Below are 14,181 nucleotides of genomic sequence, written 5' to 3' on the forward strand. Positions count from 1 at the left end.
CCGAGGCCTGCGGCTTGCCGTTCACACCGGGGTTCTGTGGCGCTCCCGCCCCTGGCGCAGCCCCCGCCGTCCCCGTGCGCCCAACACCCCGAGTGCACCGGCCAGCGCCATGCCCACGGAGGACGCTTCAGGCACGGCACTCACCCAACTGGGCTGTTCGCCCACCAGGGTGATGCCCTCGGGCAGGTTCAGCGCCAAGGTGGCGCTGTGAGAGCTGTCTTTGAACACATAAGAGAACAACTCACTCGTGCTGTTTTCATCGGGTTGAATGAGCACGCCACTGCCTGAGATCGCGACAAAGAGGCGACTGGTTCCCGGGGCGATGGTGACGGCCTGATCGTTGACCAGGCCCATGTCCAGCGCCACGCCGCGCACGTTCGCCGTCACGTTCAAGGCACCAATCTGGTCGAAGTCGATGTCTTCAGGCGGGTGCGGATCTTCAATGAACACCATGCCGTCCTGCACCACGCCCAGCGGACTGAAGTAGGACACCGAGTTCATCGCGACGCCCAGGGCCAGATGGGTGGGTTGCACGCTGCCACCGCTGGCCACCAGTGCGTCCAGGTAGGCGTCGAAGCCGTCGTTGGCCACCTCTTGGTCAAAGCCGAAGAGCAGATATTCCTGGTGAATGAAGTTGGTCATGCTGAAGGGTTCCTGCCCGTCCATGGCCGGTGGGCGGTAGCTCCCCGACATGGAGGAAAGCGACCATTGCAGGGCGCCCGCAGGCAGCGTGATGGGGGCGCTGCCTTCGTTGCTGAAACGGTAGAACAGCCCGCCACTGGCGCCGCTCGTGATGCCGCCGCCGGCCTCCAGCAGGGGCACACCAGCCGTGGTGGTGTTCACGTGGGTGAGGTACTTCACCGTGCCTGCCTGCAGGCCCGCGCTGGCCCACTGGAACTGGTCTTCATTGGCGACCGTTTCTGTGCCCCGCGTGAAGACGATGCCATCGAGGTCGGCATCGCTGTTCGTGGAGACCTTCACTTCGGCCCCCAGGCCGGTGATGCTCAGCGTCTGGGCACCAGCCGATGTGGTGGTGAAGGTCCACAGGGTGGCCAACAGGGTGGCGAACGCGGTCGCACGCATCGCGTGCAGTGAGTGCAGTGAGTGCAGTTGAGCAGGGCCGGGCATGGGCGCTCCTGAGCGTGTGTCGGGTTGAGGAAAACTGCCAGGGAACTGCCTACGACGGGGCTCAAGTTACTGCACTGCACAACTTGCGTCAATGGCCCGATTGGATATACTCCCCCCCACTATCTGACATCCGCCATGCCCCACGCCCCCGAAGACAAGAAAAAAGCCCTGACCCGCGTGCGCCGCATCAAGGGCCAGGCCGAGGCGCTGGAGCGCGCGCTGGAGGCGGGGGCCGATTGCGCGCCCGTGCTGCAGCAGTTGGCCGCCATCCGGGGGGCCGTGAACGGGCTGATGTCCGAGATTCTGGAATCGCACGTGCGCGAGCAACTCAGCGCGCAACGCAGCATCGACGAGCTGGCCGACGACATCACGACGTTGGTGCGCTCTTACCTGAAGTGAACCTGTTGAGGAGCCTCCCATGATCAAGTCCCGTGCCGCCGTGGCCTTCGCCGCTGGCCAGCCCCTGCAAGTCGTCGAGATCGACGTGGCCCCGCCGCAAAAGGGCGAGGTGCTGGTGAAGATCACCCACACCGGCGTGTGCCACACCGACGCCTTCACCCTCAGCGGTGATGACCCCGAAGGCCTCTTCCCCGTGGTGTTGGGCCACGAAGGCGCGGGCATCGTGGTGCAGGTGGGCGAGGGCGTGACCAGCGTCAAGCCCGGTGACCACGTCATCCCCCTGTACACGGCCGAGTGCGGCGAGTGCCTGTTTTGCAAGAGCGGCAAGACCAACCTCTGCGTGTCGGTGCGCGCCACCCAGGGCAAGGGCGTGATGCCCGATGGCACGACGCGCTTTTCGTACCAGGGCCAGCCCATCTACCACTACATGGGGTGCAGCACCTTCAGCGAGTACACCGTGGTGGCCGAGGTGTCGCTGGCCAAGGTCAACCCGGAGGCCAACCCCGAGCAGGTCTGCCTGCTGGGCTGTGGCGTGACCACCGGCCTGGGCGCCGTCAAGAACACGGCCAAGGTGCAGCCGGGTGACACGGTGGCGGTGTTTGGCCTGGGCGGCATTGGCCTGGCCGTGGTGCATGGCGCGCAAAAGGCCGGTGCGGGCCGCATCATCGCGGTGGACACCAACCCCGACAAGTTCGAGCTGGCGCGCACGTTTGGTGCCACCGACTGCGTCAACCCCAAGGACTTCGACAAGCCCATCCAGCAGGTGATTGTGGAGATGACGGGCTGGGGCGTGGACCACAGCTTCGAATGCATCGGCAACGTCAACGTGATGCGCGCCGCGCTGGAATGCGCGCACCGGGGCTGGGGCCAGAGCGTGATCATTGGCGTGGCCGGTGCGGGCCAGGAAATTTCGACCCGGCCTTTCCAATTGGTGACGGGTCGCAAGTGGCTGGGCACGGCCTTCGGTGGCGTCAAGGGCCGCAGCGAGCTGCCGGGCATGGTGGAAGACGCGATGAAGGGCGAGATCAACCTCAAGCCGTTTGTGACCCACACCATGGGCCTGGCCGACATCAACCACGCCTTCGACCTGATGCACGAGGGCAAGTCGATCCGCAGCGTGGTGAACTTTGCCCAGCCTGCGGCCGTCGCAGCCTGAACGGAGCGCCCTCATGCAACGCGTTGAGCAACACGCCAGCTTTGGCGGTCGGCAAGAGGTGTGGCAGCACGCCTCGGCCACCCTGGGCTGCGACATGAAATTCGGGGTGTACCTGCCCCCGGCCGCCCTGGCGGGCGAGGCCTGCCCGGTGCTGTACTGGCTGTCGGGCCTGACCTGCACCGAGCAAAACGCCATCACCAAGGGCGGGTTTCAGCCGCACGCGGCGCAGCACGGCCTGATCGTGGTGGCGCCCGACACCAGCCCCCGGGGTGAGGCCGTGGCCAACGACCCGGCCTACGACCTGGGCCAGGGCGCCGGCTTTTACGTGAACGCCACGCAAGCCCCCTGGGCACCGCACTTCCGCATGCAGGATTACGTGGCGGATGAATTGCCCGCCCTGGTGGAGCGGCACTTTGCCACCACCGGGCGGCGGGGCATCTTCGGCCATTCGATGGGTGGGCACGGCGCCCTGATCACGGCGCTGCGCCACCCGGGGCGCTACGCCAGCGTGTCGGCCTTCGCGCCCATCGTGGCGCCCTCGCAGGTGCCTTGGGGGCAGAAGGCGCTGGGGGCTTACCTGGGTGCGGACACGGCGGCCTGGGCCGAGTGGGATGCGGTCGCGCTGATCACATCGCTGCCGGAGGGCGCCGAGCGCCTGCCCCTGCTGGTGGACCAGGGCGAAGCCGATGAATTTTTGGCGGGCCAATTGCGGCCCGAACTGCTGGCCGAGGCCTGCGAGCGCGTGGGCCACCCCTTGACGCTGAGGCGCCAGCCGGGGTATGACCACAGCTATTACTTCATGGCCAGCTTCATGGGCGACCACCTCGCCCACCACGCACGGGCCTTGAAGCCTGCCGACTGACCGGGCGGCTGCCTTGCGCCTGCGGTGCGTGGCATGCGCCCTGCTTGCTAAGCACCCATGAGCGAAGCCAAGATCCAGATCTACAAGGGCCCGGCCGGTGGCTGGGGCGCGCTGCGCAGTGTGGCCCACCAACTGCTGCAGCACCGCATCGCCGTCAAGGGCGCACGCACGATGCTCTCGGCCAACCAGCCCGATGGCTTTGACTGCCCGGGCTGTGCCTGGCCCGACCGCCAGCACACCAGCAGCTTCGAGTTTTGCGAAAACGGCGTGAAGGCGGTGGCCGCCGAAGCCACGGCCGATCGCGCCACGCCCGAGCGCCTGGCCGAGCACACCGTCAGCGAACTGCGCACCTGGACCGACCACGACCTGGAAGCCCTGGGCCGCCTGACCGAGCCCCTGGCCTACGACGCCAGCACCGACCGCTACCGCCGCATCGGCTGGGACGAGGCCTTCGCCACCGTGGCGCGCCACCTGCAGGCCCTGCCCTCGCCCGACGAGGCCATCTTCTACACCTCGGGGCGCACCAGCAACGAGGCAGCGTTTTTGTACCAGTTGTTCGTGCGCGAGTTCGGCACCAACAACTTTCCGGATTGCTCGAACATGTGCCACGAGCCCAGCGGCGTGGGCCTCAAGGCCAGCGTGGGCGTGGGCAAGGGCACCGTCACGCTCGATGACTTCGAGCTGGCCGACTGCCTGCTGATCTTTGGCCAGAACCCGGGCACCAACCACCCGCGCATGCTGGGCGAGTTGCGCGCGGCCTCGCGGCGCGGCGCACGCATCCTGAGCTTCAACCCCATGCGCGAGCGCGGCCTGGAGCGCTTTGCCGACCCACAAAGCCCGCTGGAGATGCTCAGCGGTGGCGCCACGCCCATCGCCTCCGACTTCTACCAGCTCAAGGTGGGCGGCGACATCGCGGTGCTCAAGGGCATCATGAAGCACCTGCTGGCGCTGAATGCCGTGGACCACGCCTTCGTGGCCGAGCACACCACGGGCTTTGACGCGCTCAAAGCCGACCTGGAGGCCGAAGACTGGGCCCGCATCGAGGCCGAATCGGGCTTGTCGCGCGAGCGCCTGCTGCAGGCCGCGCAGGTCATCGCGCAGGCCGACAAGGTCATCGCCTGCTGGGGCATGGGCATCACCCAGCATCAGCATGGCGTGGGCGCGGTGCAGTCCATTGCCAACCTGCTGCTGATGCGCGGCATGGTGGGCAAGCCGGGCGCCGGTCTGTGCCCCGTGCGCGGCCACAGCAATGTGCAGGGCGACCGCACCATGGGCATCTACGAGAAGCCCTCGGCGGCGTTTCTGGACCGGCTGCGCGAGGTGTACGGCTTCGAGCCGCCACGCCACGAAGGCTTGGACACCATCGGCGCCATCGAGGCCATGCGCGATGGGCGCGCCCGCGTGTTTTTTGCCATGGGCGGCAATTTTGCGGCGGCCACGCCCGACACGCCCACCACCTGGGCCGCACTGCAGCGCTGCGACCTGACCGTGCACGTGGCCACCAAGTTCAACCGCAGCCACACCGTGCACGGCCGCGAGGCCCTGGTGCTGCCCTGCCTGGGCCGCACCGAGGTAGACCACCAGGCCAGCGGGCCGCAGCACATCAGCGTGGAAGACTCGATGAGCATGGTGCACTTGTCGGCGGGCATCAACGCGCCGGCCTCGCCGCACCTGCTGTCAGAGCCCGCGATCGTGGCCCGCCTGGCCGCCGCCACCCTGCCCCACAGCCGTGTGCCCTGGTTGTGGCTGGTGGAAGACTACGGCCGCATCCGCGACCACATCGCGCAGGTGTTCGACGAGTTCGCCGACTTCAACCACAAGGTGCACCGCCCTGGGGGCTTCAGGCTGCGCAACACCGCCAGCGAGCGCGTGTGGGCCACGGCCTCGGGCCGGGCGCAGTTTGCCGTGCACGGCATCCCCACCGACACCGTGGTGCACCGCGCCCAACGGCGCGCAGGCCGCGCTGCCACCGAGGTGTTCACCCTGACCACGGTGCGCGCCCACGACCAGTACAACACCACCGTCTACGGCCTGGACGACCGCTACCGTGGCGTATTCGGCCAGCGCCGCGTGGTCTTCGTCAATGCGCAAGACCGCGTGCGCAACGGCTTGGCCGAAGGCGCCTGGGTGGACCTGGTCGGCGCCGCGCCCGACGACATCGAGCGCGTGGCGCCGGGCTTCAAGCTGGTGGACCACGACATCCCGCCCGGCTGCGTGGCCGCCTACTACCCCGAGACCAACGTGCTGGTGCCGCTGGACAGCCACGCCGTGGGCGCGCGCACGCCGGCGTCCAAGGCCATCCCGGTGCGCCTGCGGGCGGCAGCGGAGCCGGCGTGAACGACACCCCGGCCGGCTTGCAACGCGTCGCTGTGCAGCGCCACGAGGGCCCGCAACAACGGCCTGATCACGACTGGGTGATTGACGAAGTGCCCGTGGCCCTGGTTTACAACGGGGTGTCGCACGTGGTGATGCTGGCCACGCCCACGGCGCTGGACGACCTGGCGATGGGCTTTTCGCTGTCGGAGGGCCTGCTGCAGGGCCTGGACGAGTTGCGTGACCTGCAGGTGGCGCACACCGCGCAGGGCGTGAGCGTGCACATCGAGGTGTCGCCCCGCGCCTTTGACCGCTTCAAGCACCGGCGGCGGCAACTGGCCGGGCGCACGGGGTGTGGGCTGTGCGGCATCGACAGCCTGCAGGCCTTTGAAGAGGCCCTGCCGCAGCGTCAGGTGGCCGCACCCGGGCCGGACCTCAGCGCCGCCGTGCGCCGTGCGCTGCAAGCCCTGCCGGCGCACCAGCCGCTGCAAGCGCGCAGTGGTGCCAGCCATGCGGCCGCGTGGGCCACGTTCGGTGGCGAGCTGGCCCTGGTGCGCGAAGACGTGGGTCGCCACAACGCGCTGGACAAGCTCATTGGGGCCCTGGCGCGCACGGCCCAGGGGCCGATGGCCGACGGCGCGCCCGACGCCCGTGGCATGGTGCTGGTGTCCAGCCGCGCCAGCCACGAGATGGTCAGCAAGTGCGTGCGGGTGGGGGTGGGCACACTGGGCGCCATCTCGGCGCCCACCTCCATGGCCATCACCCTGGCGCAGCGCAGTGGCTTGCGCCTGTACGGCTTTTGCCGAGGCGATGCCGTGGTGGCTTACGCCTGAGCGCGGGCGCGTCGGCGCGCCCTCAGGCCCGCCACGCCCACCACCCCCACGCCGGCCAGCAGCATGGCGATGGCCGAGGGCTCGGGCACGGCCAGCACGCGCTGGGTGTAGTCGTGGCCGCTGGCCGACACCAGGCGCACGCCGGTGGGCGCTTCCACCCACCAGGTCAGGAAGCCCCGTGCGTCGGCGCCAGAGTCATCCGGGTACATGCCGTTGAGGCCGACCGTCAGCAAGCCCTGAACATACACGTCGGCAAACAGCGACAGGGTGATCTCGTCGCCGTCCTTCACGGTCAGGGTCAGGGGCGACAGGTCGGTGGTGCCTGCCGAGCCGGCATAGTGGGAAGTGAACTGACCCGAGAAGCCGCGCGTGCCCAGCGATTGCCACGGGTTGCGCACCGACAAGCTCATGGAGCCGTTGGACGAGTAGCCATTGCCGTAGCCACGGGTCAGCAGGTCTCCGTCGACCATGAGCGTGAGGTTGACCGTGCCCGACTGGGCGGGGTCGTCGTACACCACGGTGAAGCTGTCGCTGAAACGGAAGTCATCCAGGTGCAGCGAGGCCGATGCGCCGCCACCATGCCAGTAATCAGCGATGTAGTTGGCCGAGAACCACCCGCCGAAATACCCGGCCGAGGATTGGAAATCTCGGGCCACCGAACGTTTGCCCACGGCCGTGTTGTTGATGACGTTGAAGCACTCGGTGCCGCCGAAGTCGCGCAGGGGCAGATCTCGGGCGGTGACACCCGAGTAAGCCGTGCAGGAGTAGCTGAGTGTGTAGGTGGCCGTCTGGGCCAGGGCGGCCGAGGGCAGCAGGGCCGACAGGGCCAGCGTGGCGGCAGACAGGGACAAGGCGCGGTGCACGGGAACTCCTCCAGACGGATGCGTAAAGATTTGTGCAAATGTTAACGGTTCCACGCGAGGGCGAAACCCCCAGGTGGGTGGTGTGGCGCCCCGCTCAGGCCGTGCCCAGCCAGCGTCCCAGGCGCGCCAGGCCCTCGGCCAGGTCGTCGCGGCTGGCGGCGTACGACAGGCGCACGAAGCGCCCCGCCTCGCGCACGCCAAAGTCGTGTCCGGGCGTCAGGGCCACATGGGCCTCGTTCAGCGCCCGCTGGCAAAACGCCATCGCGTCCATGCCGGTGGCACCCACGTCGATGTACACATAAAACGCCCCATCGGGCGGCACGGGCACCGGCAGACCGATGCGCTGCAGCCCTTGCAGCACCAGCGCGCGTCGGCCCAGAAACTCGCGCTTGCGCGCCTCGCACTCGGCCAGCGACTCGGGCGTGAAGCAGGCCAGCGCGGCCAGCTGGGCCGGGGTGGGGGCGCAGATGTAGTAGTTCTGCGCCAGACGCTCCATGGCGGACACCAGGGCCGGCGGCACCACGGCCCAGCCCAGGCGCCAGCCCGTCATGCCAAAGTATTTCGAAAAGCTGTTGATGACGCAGGCCCCGGGGTCGGCGGCCAGGGCGGTGGGCGCCGGGGTGCCATCGGGCTGGGGATCGCTCAGGTTGAGGTAGATCTCGTCGACGATGCGCCAGGCCTCGTGCGCCTGCGCCCATTGCCCGATGGCGGCCAGCTCGGCCCGGGGCACCGAGGTGCCGGTGGGGTTGGAGGGCGTGGCGATCATCAGGCCCCGTGTGCGCGCCGACCAGTGGCGCTGCACGCTGGCCAGCGTCAGCTGAAACCGCGAGGCCGCCTCCGTGGGCACCAGGCGCACCTCGGCACCAAAACCACTCAGAAAGCGCCGGTTGCAGGGGTAAGACGGGTCGCCCACCAGCACCTCGTCGCCCGGGTCCACCAGGGCAGCGGTGAGCAAGAGCAGCGCGGCCGAGGCCCCGGCCGTCACCACCACCTGCTCGGGCTGCAGCGGCACGCCATGCACCTGCGCGTAAAACCCGGCGATGGCCTCGCGCAGCGCCGGCAGGCCCAAGGCGCCCGTGTAGGGCATGGCGGCCTGGGCCGCCACCCGCTGCAACTCGGCACGCACGGCCGGTGGCGCGCCAAAATCAGGCTCGCCCAAGTTGAGGCGAATGACCCGGTGACCGGCGGCCTCGAGCGCGGCAGCGTGCTTGCCGAACTCCATGGCCAGGAAAGGGGTGATGGCTTGGGCGCGTTGCGAGACCTTCATGGACGGGCAGTGTAGGCCCGTCCGTGCGCCGGCCGACCGTCAGGCAGACAGCCGCTCTCGCAGGGTCTGCACGGCCAGCCGCCCGATTGCATCTGATGCCAGTGGGCTGTCGCCCGTCAACAGGTTGCGGTCCAGATGGCATCGGCCAGTGATGTCGTCATTGAGGATCCGCAGGCCAAGCGCTTTCAGTTTGTCACCCATGTACCAGGGCATGGGGCCCGGGATGTAGCCGATCTCAGGGGTTTGTCGGTCGATGGCATCGGGGAAGGCGCAGATGTCGTGCCCCTTGAAGGGGATGTTGCTCGCATCGCCATCAGCCGCGCCAGCCAGCAATGCCGCGGGCCCGTGGCACAGCGCGATCACCAGGCGTTCTTGTGCCTGGGCCCAGCGCAGCACGGTTTGAAGGTCACGGCTGTCAGGCAAACCCAGCATGGCGCCGTGGCCGCCAGGCAGGAACACCGCCGCGTAGGGCGAGTCGTCGCCCAGTGCTTGTGACACCACATCTCGCAGGGCCTTCGGGTGTTCAAACTTGTGCTGATGCCGATGGTAGGTTCGCAGCACCAGCTCGTCCTGCGTGGGCATGGCCCACATTTCGATCTTCACGGATTCGCCGCTGATGGTGGCCACGTCAATGTCGTAGCCGGCCTGGTCCAGGTGATAGATCGGCAAGAAGGTTTCGACGGGATGGTTGCCGGTTGAAAACTTGAGACCATTGCCCATCAGCATGTAGCGCTGGTCTGTGCCCACCACCAGCACCTTGCGGCGCGCGCCTGCAGGCAGCGGCGGGTAAGTGACCGCTTGTGCACCGGTGCTTGGCGCTACAAACTGGCTCAAGGAATATGGCGACGGAAAGAATGCAGAGGGTTCTGCCGAGTCGGGTGTGGGCGAGCGGCTGTCGTGTTGGCTCATGCGTGCTCCAAGCAGGTGTGGTGAAAAGAGTTCATTTCAGCGCAGATCCCGGGCGGCATGAATGCCTTGAACTCCGACGTGCTTGCCTGATCCTGCAAGCGCTGCGCAGCCCGTGCCGCGACATTGACAATGGCGCATGCGACCTGAACACATCGATATGGCACCCCATGAACGAAGCGCGTGAATCGATTCTCGTGAAGTCGCTCGCGCAACGCCTGAGTGAGCTCACGCCCCATGAAGGTCGGTTCGCCACACCGCTGGCAGACGTCACCTTGATGCGATCTGATCACGACACTGAACCAGCCACTGTGTTTGAAGAGCCCGCCATCGTTTTGGCGTTGCAGGGCATCAAGCGAGGGCACCTGGGTGACGAGGTGCTGACTTATGGCGCAGGCCAGGGCCTGGTGGTCTCGTTGCCCATGAGCTTTCAGTGCGATACGGTAGCCACCCGGCCAGGGTCGCCCATGCTGGCCATTCATGTTCGGATCAACCTCGAGACCGTGCGCGATGTGGTGACACACATGGTCGACGCCGGGATGCCCGCTCCGCCTGCCATGTCGCCGCGCGCCATGGCGGTGATGACGCTGGATGCGCCATTGCTGGACGTTACTCGGCGCTTGTTCACCGCCCTGGCCTCGAAGGTCGATGCGGCGGTGATGGGGGCCTCGCTCGTCAGGGAGCTGCACTACCGAGTTCTGCAATCCAGCGCGGGTGTTTGTCTGCGCGAGTTGATTACCTGGCGAGGGCGCGTCGGTACCGTGCTCCGCAGCATTGAATGCCTCAGGGCACAGCTTGACAAGGATTGGCAGGTGGCCGACCTGGCCCGTGAAGCTTCACTGAGTTCATCGGCCTACCACGCGGCGTTCAAGGACCTGACCGGGCAGACGCCGATGCAATACCTGAAGACTGCGCGCCTGCACCGCGCGCGTCAATTGCTGGGCCTGACGTCGCGTTCAAGCGCCGAGGTGGCCTTTGAGGTGGGCTACCAGAGCCCATCGCAGTTCAGTCGTGACTACAAGCGACAGTTCGGGGTGCCGCCGTCACAAGACCGCGGCACCTCGCTCTGAAAGGACCGCTCAGGCGTCAGTTCAGCAGCTTCAGCCCCTTGCGGCATACCGGCTCGGGTTCGGCCGAGCGCGCCGCGCGCAGGATGTGCTGGTCGGTCACGCCGATGGCCTTGAGGAAGTCCTCGCGCAACTGCAGCACGTCTTCGATGTTGTCGTCCGAGGCCTCGACCAGGTAGCCGTCGATGCGCTCGAGCTCTTCGATCTGGCTGTCGCTGAAGCTGGGCTTGGCCCAGGCCGGCAAGTAGGTGCACGGGGTGAAGCCCCAGGCACGGGCCTGCAGGTGGATGTCTTGCTGGATCAGCAGGTCGCTGAGGTCTTCCAGCTCGCTGCTGCCGAAGTCTTCGGCCACACCGTGCTCGATCACCTGGGCTGCGACCACACGGGGTTCGGCCACGTCGATCACCAGCCGGCACAGCACCAGATCTCCGAAAGGATGCAGCCGATGCCGCCAGTGTCCTTCCATCAGTCGGGCAGCGGCCACAGGCTGGTCGCTGTCTGACGAAACGTTGTCGAACCAGTTCATGCGAGAGTCCTCCGAAGTGGTTGCTACGTGCACCCATCATGCAGGTTTCAGGCCCGCCGTGTTGGGCAATTTGCACCGGTTTCCCCGGCTTCGGGGTTTGTTTGCAACGTGTCGCCACAAAGGGCTTTTTCGGGGCTATGCTGGAGAGCTGCCTTCATCGCCCCGGCGCGACGCCACCGGCGTGCTGCCCGTCCAGCGGGCATAGGCGCGGTAAAACGGGCTGAGCTCGGCAAAGCCCAGCGCCTGGGCCACATCCCGCATCGGGGTGTCGGTGTGTTTGACCAGGTGCAGCGCGCGTTCGCGGCGCACCTCGTCCACCAACGTGTCAAAACTGGTGCCCAGCGCCTGCAGGCGCCGGCCCAAGGTGCGCTCGCCCAGGCCCAGGGCCCGCGCCATGTCGGCCCGCCGGGGCTGGGGCAGGTGCGCCACCACCCACTGCCGCACCACTTCGTCCAGCCGGTGATCGCTGGCCCGGGTTGCCTGGGCGCTCAGCGCCGACAGCTGCGCGCGCGCGTACTGCTCGTGCAGGTGGGCCAGCTGCGGGTTGGCCTGGGGCAGGGGCTCGTCCAGCACGGCGTTGTCCAGCAACAAGCCGCTGAAGGCCTGGCCGAACACCACCGGGCAGCCAAACGCCTCACGGTAGCCGGCCGGTGGGCCCAGCATCTCGTGGCTGAAGCACACCTGCAGCGGTGGCAGGGGGCGGCGCATGATCCAGTGCGAGGCGCTGACCACGGTGGCCAGCACGGCCTCCAGCTGGTGCGGGCTGAAGGCCAGATCGCCCTGGCGCGGGTGGTAGACCAGCCAGCTGTGGTGCGGGCCGGTCAAGAGCTGAAAGCGCCCGCCGTCCGAGATGAGCGATTGGTACTTCTGCACCACGCCCAGGGCCTGCCGCAGGGTGGCGGCCGACTGCACGATGAAGCCCACCACATTGAAGCTGGTGGGGCTGACCTGCCGGCCCACCTTCAGGCCGAAGCCCGGGTCTTGCGTGAGCCGCGCGGCCGCACGCCACAGCCGGGTGATGTGGTCGATGGGCCAGCGCTCGGCGCCGAGCTCGTGCGAGGGGATGCCGGCGGCCTGCAACAGGGTGTTTTCCTCGATGCCCTGGCGCCGGGCCTGGCCCAACACTGTGCGCACCCAGCTCATGGAAACGCTGGCTTGTGAAGTCAATGCGGATGTCTCTTAAAGTCAATGTGTGTGCATCTTAAGGCGATAAGGTGCGCCTCAGCATGAAAACACTTCGATCCGATGTGGTGGTGGTGGGTGGCGGCCTGGCGGGCATCGTCACCGCCCTGGAATGCCTGCGCGCCGGGCAGCGCGTGACCGTGCTGGACCGCGACACCCCCGAGCGCTTTGGCGGCCTGGCCTGGTGGGCCTTTGGCGGCATGGCCCTGGTGGACACGCCCTTGCAGCGCCGCATGAAGATCCACGACAGCCCCGAGCGCGCCCTGCACGACTGGCTGAGCTTTGCCGAGCTGACCGATGCCGATGTGTGGCCGCGCCGCTGGGCCGAGCACTACGTGGCGCATTCGCGCGCCCGGGTGCACGACTGGCTGCACGCCCATGGCCTGCGCTTCTTGCCGGCGGTGAACTGGGTGGAGCGCGGCCGCTTTGGCGAGGGCAACAGCGTGCCCCGCTACCACGTGCTGTGGGGCACCTCGCGCGCGATGACGCGCCGCCTGATCGAGGCCCTGCGCGGCGCCGACCCTGGCGGGCGCCTGACGGTGCTGCACCGGCACCGCGTGACGGGCATCGAGCACACGGCGGGGCAGGTCTCGGGCGTGGTGGCGCAGGCCGAGCCCGGGGGCACCGAGCCCGACGGTGCCGAGCTGCGCATCGACGCGCCCGTGGTGGTGCTGGCCATGGGCGGGCTCAATGGCGCGCACGAGCAGGTGCGCGCCCACTGGCCGGCCGACCGGCCGCAGCCGGCCACGATGCTCAATGGCGCCCACCCCTTTGCCGATGGCCGCCTGCACGCCCTGGTGGCCGACAGCCTGGGCGGACAGATCACCCACGCCGGCGAGATGTGGAACTACGCGGCGGGCTTCCCGCACCCGCAGCCGCACTTCGAGGGGCATGGCCTGTCCATCATCCCCTGCAAATCGGCGCTGTGGCTGAACCACGAAGGCCGCCGCATTGGCCCCGAGCCCCTGGTGACGGGCTTTGACACCCACTGGCTGTGCCAGCAGGTGGCCGCCCAGCCCCGCCCCTGGTGCTGGCACCTGATGAACTGGCGCATCGCGGCCAAAGAGTTCGCCATCTCGGGCGCCGAGCACAACCCCCGCATCCGCGACCAGCAGTTCTTGCGCTTTGCGTGGGAAACGCTGACCGGCAACCACCGCCTGCTGCGCCAGATGCAGCGCGAGAGCCCGCACTTTCTGGTGGACGACACCCTGGCGGGCCTGGCGGCGAAGATGAACGCCCTGACGGGCACGGCCGATGTGCGCCCCGAGGTGCTGCAGGCCACGGCCGATGCCTTTGACGCGCAGTTGGGCAACGGCCTGGCGCTGAGCAACGACGACCAGATCCGCCGCATCGTGCACGCGCGCCAGTGGCGGGCCGACCGCCTGCGCACCTGCGCCCCGGCGCCGCTGCAACAACGCGGGGCGGGGCCCTTCATCGCCATCCACACCCAGCTCATCACCCGCAAAAGCCTGGGTGGCCTGCAAACCGACCTGCACAGCCGCGTGCTGCGCGCCGATGGCCAGCCCGTCTCGGGCCTGTACTGCGTGGGCGAGGCCGCCGGCTTTGGCGGCGGCGGGGCCAGTGGCAAGCGCTCGCTGGAGGGCACCTTCCTGCCGGGCTGCATCCTCACGGCGCGTGCGGCGGCGCAGTCCATCGTGACGGGCCGGTGATGTCAATGA

13 protein-coding genes are annotated in these 14,181 nt (G+C 68.1%); 7 read left to right on the forward strand and 6 right to left on the reverse strand.

Annotated features, from left to right (window positions below; genetic code table 11):
* Window positions 1-21: 21 nt before the first annotated feature.
* A complete protein-coding gene (locus tag WNB94_RS16550) occupies window positions 22-1,128 on the reverse strand; it encodes a hypothetical protein (RefSeq protein WP_341391480.1) in 1,107 nt (368 codons plus the stop codon).
* A 135-nt stretch (window positions 1,129-1,263) separates the two neighbouring features.
* Between WNB94_RS16550 and WNB94_RS16555 the strand changes: the two genes are divergently transcribed.
* Genes WNB94_RS16555 through fdhD form a run of 5 tightly spaced genes read left to right on the forward strand, consistent with a single transcriptional unit; the run spans window position 1,264 to window position 6,691 of the window.
* Window positions 1,264-1,527, forward strand: coding sequence for a metal-sensing transcriptional repressor (locus tag WNB94_RS16555; RefSeq protein ID WP_341391481.1), 264 nt, complete (start codon window positions 1,264-1,266; stop codon window positions 1,525-1,527).
* A 22-nt stretch (window positions 1,528-1,549) separates the two neighbouring features.
* Window positions 1,550-2,683 carry an S-(hydroxymethyl)glutathione dehydrogenase/class III alcohol dehydrogenase gene (locus tag WNB94_RS16560; protein ID WP_341391547.1) on the forward strand — a complete coding sequence of 378 codons (1,134 nt, stop codon included), beginning with the start codon at window positions 1,550-1,552 and terminating at the stop codon, window positions 2,681-2,683.
* A gap of 13 nt (window positions 2,684-2,696) precedes the next feature.
* Window positions 2,697-3,545 carry an S-formylglutathione hydrolase gene (gene fghA, locus WNB94_RS16565; RefSeq protein WP_341391482.1) on the forward strand — a complete coding sequence of 283 codons (849 nt, stop codon included), beginning with the start codon at window positions 2,697-2,699 and terminating at the stop codon, window positions 3,543-3,545.
* 57 nt (window positions 3,546-3,602) lie between these two features.
* Window positions 3,603-5,882 (forward strand): FdhF/YdeP family oxidoreductase, encoded by a 2,280-nt coding sequence (locus WNB94_RS16570; protein WP_341391483.1) that lies wholly within the window; start codon window positions 3,603-3,605, stop codon window positions 5,880-5,882.
* Window positions 5,879-6,691, forward strand: coding sequence for a formate dehydrogenase accessory sulfurtransferase FdhD (gene fdhD, locus WNB94_RS16575; protein ID WP_341391484.1), 813 nt, complete (start codon window positions 5,879-5,881; stop codon window positions 6,689-6,691). The genes WNB94_RS16570 and fdhD overlap by 4 nt, the downstream gene beginning before the upstream one ends.
* Here fdhD and WNB94_RS16580 read toward each other — a convergent pair.
* From WNB94_RS16580 to hchA, 3 genes are all read right to left on the reverse strand, one after another.
* The gene (locus WNB94_RS16580) at window positions 6,682-7,554 is read right to left on the reverse strand and encodes a PEP-CTERM sorting domain-containing protein (RefSeq protein WP_341391485.1); all 873 of its coding nucleotides are present in this window, start codon (window positions 7,552-7,554) and stop codon (window positions 6,682-6,684) included. The genes fdhD and WNB94_RS16580 overlap by 10 nt on opposite strands.
* Window positions 7,555-7,648: 94 nt before the next feature.
* Window positions 7,649-8,821, reverse strand: coding sequence for an aminotransferase class I/II-fold pyridoxal phosphate-dependent enzyme (locus tag WNB94_RS16585; protein ID WP_341391486.1), 1,173 nt, complete (start codon window positions 8,819-8,821; stop codon window positions 7,649-7,651).
* A gap of 39 nt (window positions 8,822-8,860) precedes the next feature.
* Window positions 8,861-9,730, reverse strand: coding sequence for a glyoxalase III HchA (gene hchA, locus WNB94_RS16590; protein ID WP_341391487.1), 870 nt, complete (start codon window positions 9,728-9,730; stop codon window positions 8,861-8,863).
* Window positions 9,731-9,897: 167 nt separating this feature from the next.
* On the opposite strand from hchA, the gene WNB94_RS16595 reads away from it, so the two are divergent.
* Window positions 9,898-10,797, forward strand: coding sequence for an AraC family transcriptional regulator (locus WNB94_RS16595; protein WP_341391488.1), 900 nt, complete (start codon window positions 9,898-9,900; stop codon window positions 10,795-10,797).
* Window positions 10,798-10,813: 16 nt separating this feature from the next.
* Here WNB94_RS16595 and WNB94_RS16600 read toward each other — a convergent pair whose 3' ends face one another.
* Both WNB94_RS16600 and WNB94_RS16605 read right to left on the reverse strand, forming a co-directional pair.
* Window positions 10,814-11,320 (reverse strand): hypothetical protein, encoded by a 507-nt coding sequence (locus WNB94_RS16600; RefSeq protein ID WP_341391489.1) that lies wholly within the window; start codon window positions 11,318-11,320, stop codon window positions 10,814-10,816.
* A 135-nt stretch (window positions 11,321-11,455) separates the two neighbouring features.
* Window positions 11,456-12,463: an AraC family transcriptional regulator gene (locus WNB94_RS16605; RefSeq protein WP_341391490.1), complete on the reverse strand. Its 1,008-nt coding sequence runs from the start codon at window positions 12,461-12,463 to the stop codon at window positions 11,456-11,458.
* 83 nt (window positions 12,464-12,546) lie between these two features.
* Here WNB94_RS16605 and WNB94_RS16610 point away from each other — a divergent pair, with 83 nt between their 5' ends.
* A complete protein-coding gene (locus tag WNB94_RS16610; RefSeq protein WP_341391491.1) occupies window positions 12,547-14,172 on the forward strand; it encodes an FAD-dependent oxidoreductase in 1,626 nt (541 codons plus the stop codon).
* Window positions 14,173-14,181: the final 9 nt, after the last annotated feature.

It is taken from the genome of Aquabacterium sp. A3 (assembly GCF_038069945.1).
In the GTDB taxonomy this organism is placed as follows: domain Bacteria; phylum Pseudomonadota; class Gammaproteobacteria; order Burkholderiales; family Burkholderiaceae_C; genus Aquabacterium.

Bases quoted from the DNA above. Each gene is read 5' to 3' on its own strand.
- WNB94_RS16555 (WP_341391481.1), top strand. From the start codon at position 1,264: ATGCCCCACGCCCCCGAAGACAAGAAAAAAGCCCTGACCCGCGTGCGC.
- WNB94_RS16570 (WP_341391483.1), top strand. From the start codon at position 3,603: ATGAGCGAAGCCAAGATCCAGATCTACAAGGGCCCGGCCGGTGGCTGG.
- WNB94_RS16605 (WP_341391490.1), bottom strand. From the start codon at position 12,463: ATGAGCTGGGTGCGCACAGTGTTGGGCCAGGCCCGGCGCCAGGGCATC.
- WNB94_RS16610 (WP_341391491.1), top strand. From the start codon at position 12,547: ATGAAAACACTTCGATCCGATGTGGTGGTGGTGGGTGGCGGCCTGGCG.
- fghA (WP_341391482.1), top strand. From the start codon at position 2,697: ATGCAACGCGTTGAGCAACACGCCAGCTTTGGCGGTCGGCAAGAGGTG.
- WNB94_RS16550 (WP_341391480.1), bottom strand. From the start codon at position 1,128: ATGCCCGGCCCTGCTCAACTGCACTCACTGCACTCACTGCACGCGATG.
- hchA (WP_341391487.1), bottom strand. From the start codon at position 9,730: ATGAGCCAACACGACAGCCGCTCGCCCACACCCGACTCGGCAGAACCC.
- WNB94_RS16585 (WP_341391486.1), bottom strand. From the start codon at position 8,821: ATGAAGGTCTCGCAACGCGCCCAAGCCATCACCCCTTTCCTGGCCATG.
- WNB94_RS16595 (WP_341391488.1), top strand. From the start codon at position 9,898: ATGAACGAAGCGCGTGAATCGATTCTCGTGAAGTCGCTCGCGCAACGC.
- WNB94_RS16600 (WP_341391489.1), bottom strand. From the start codon at position 11,320: ATGAACTGGTTCGACAACGTTTCGTCAGACAGCGACCAGCCTGTGGCC.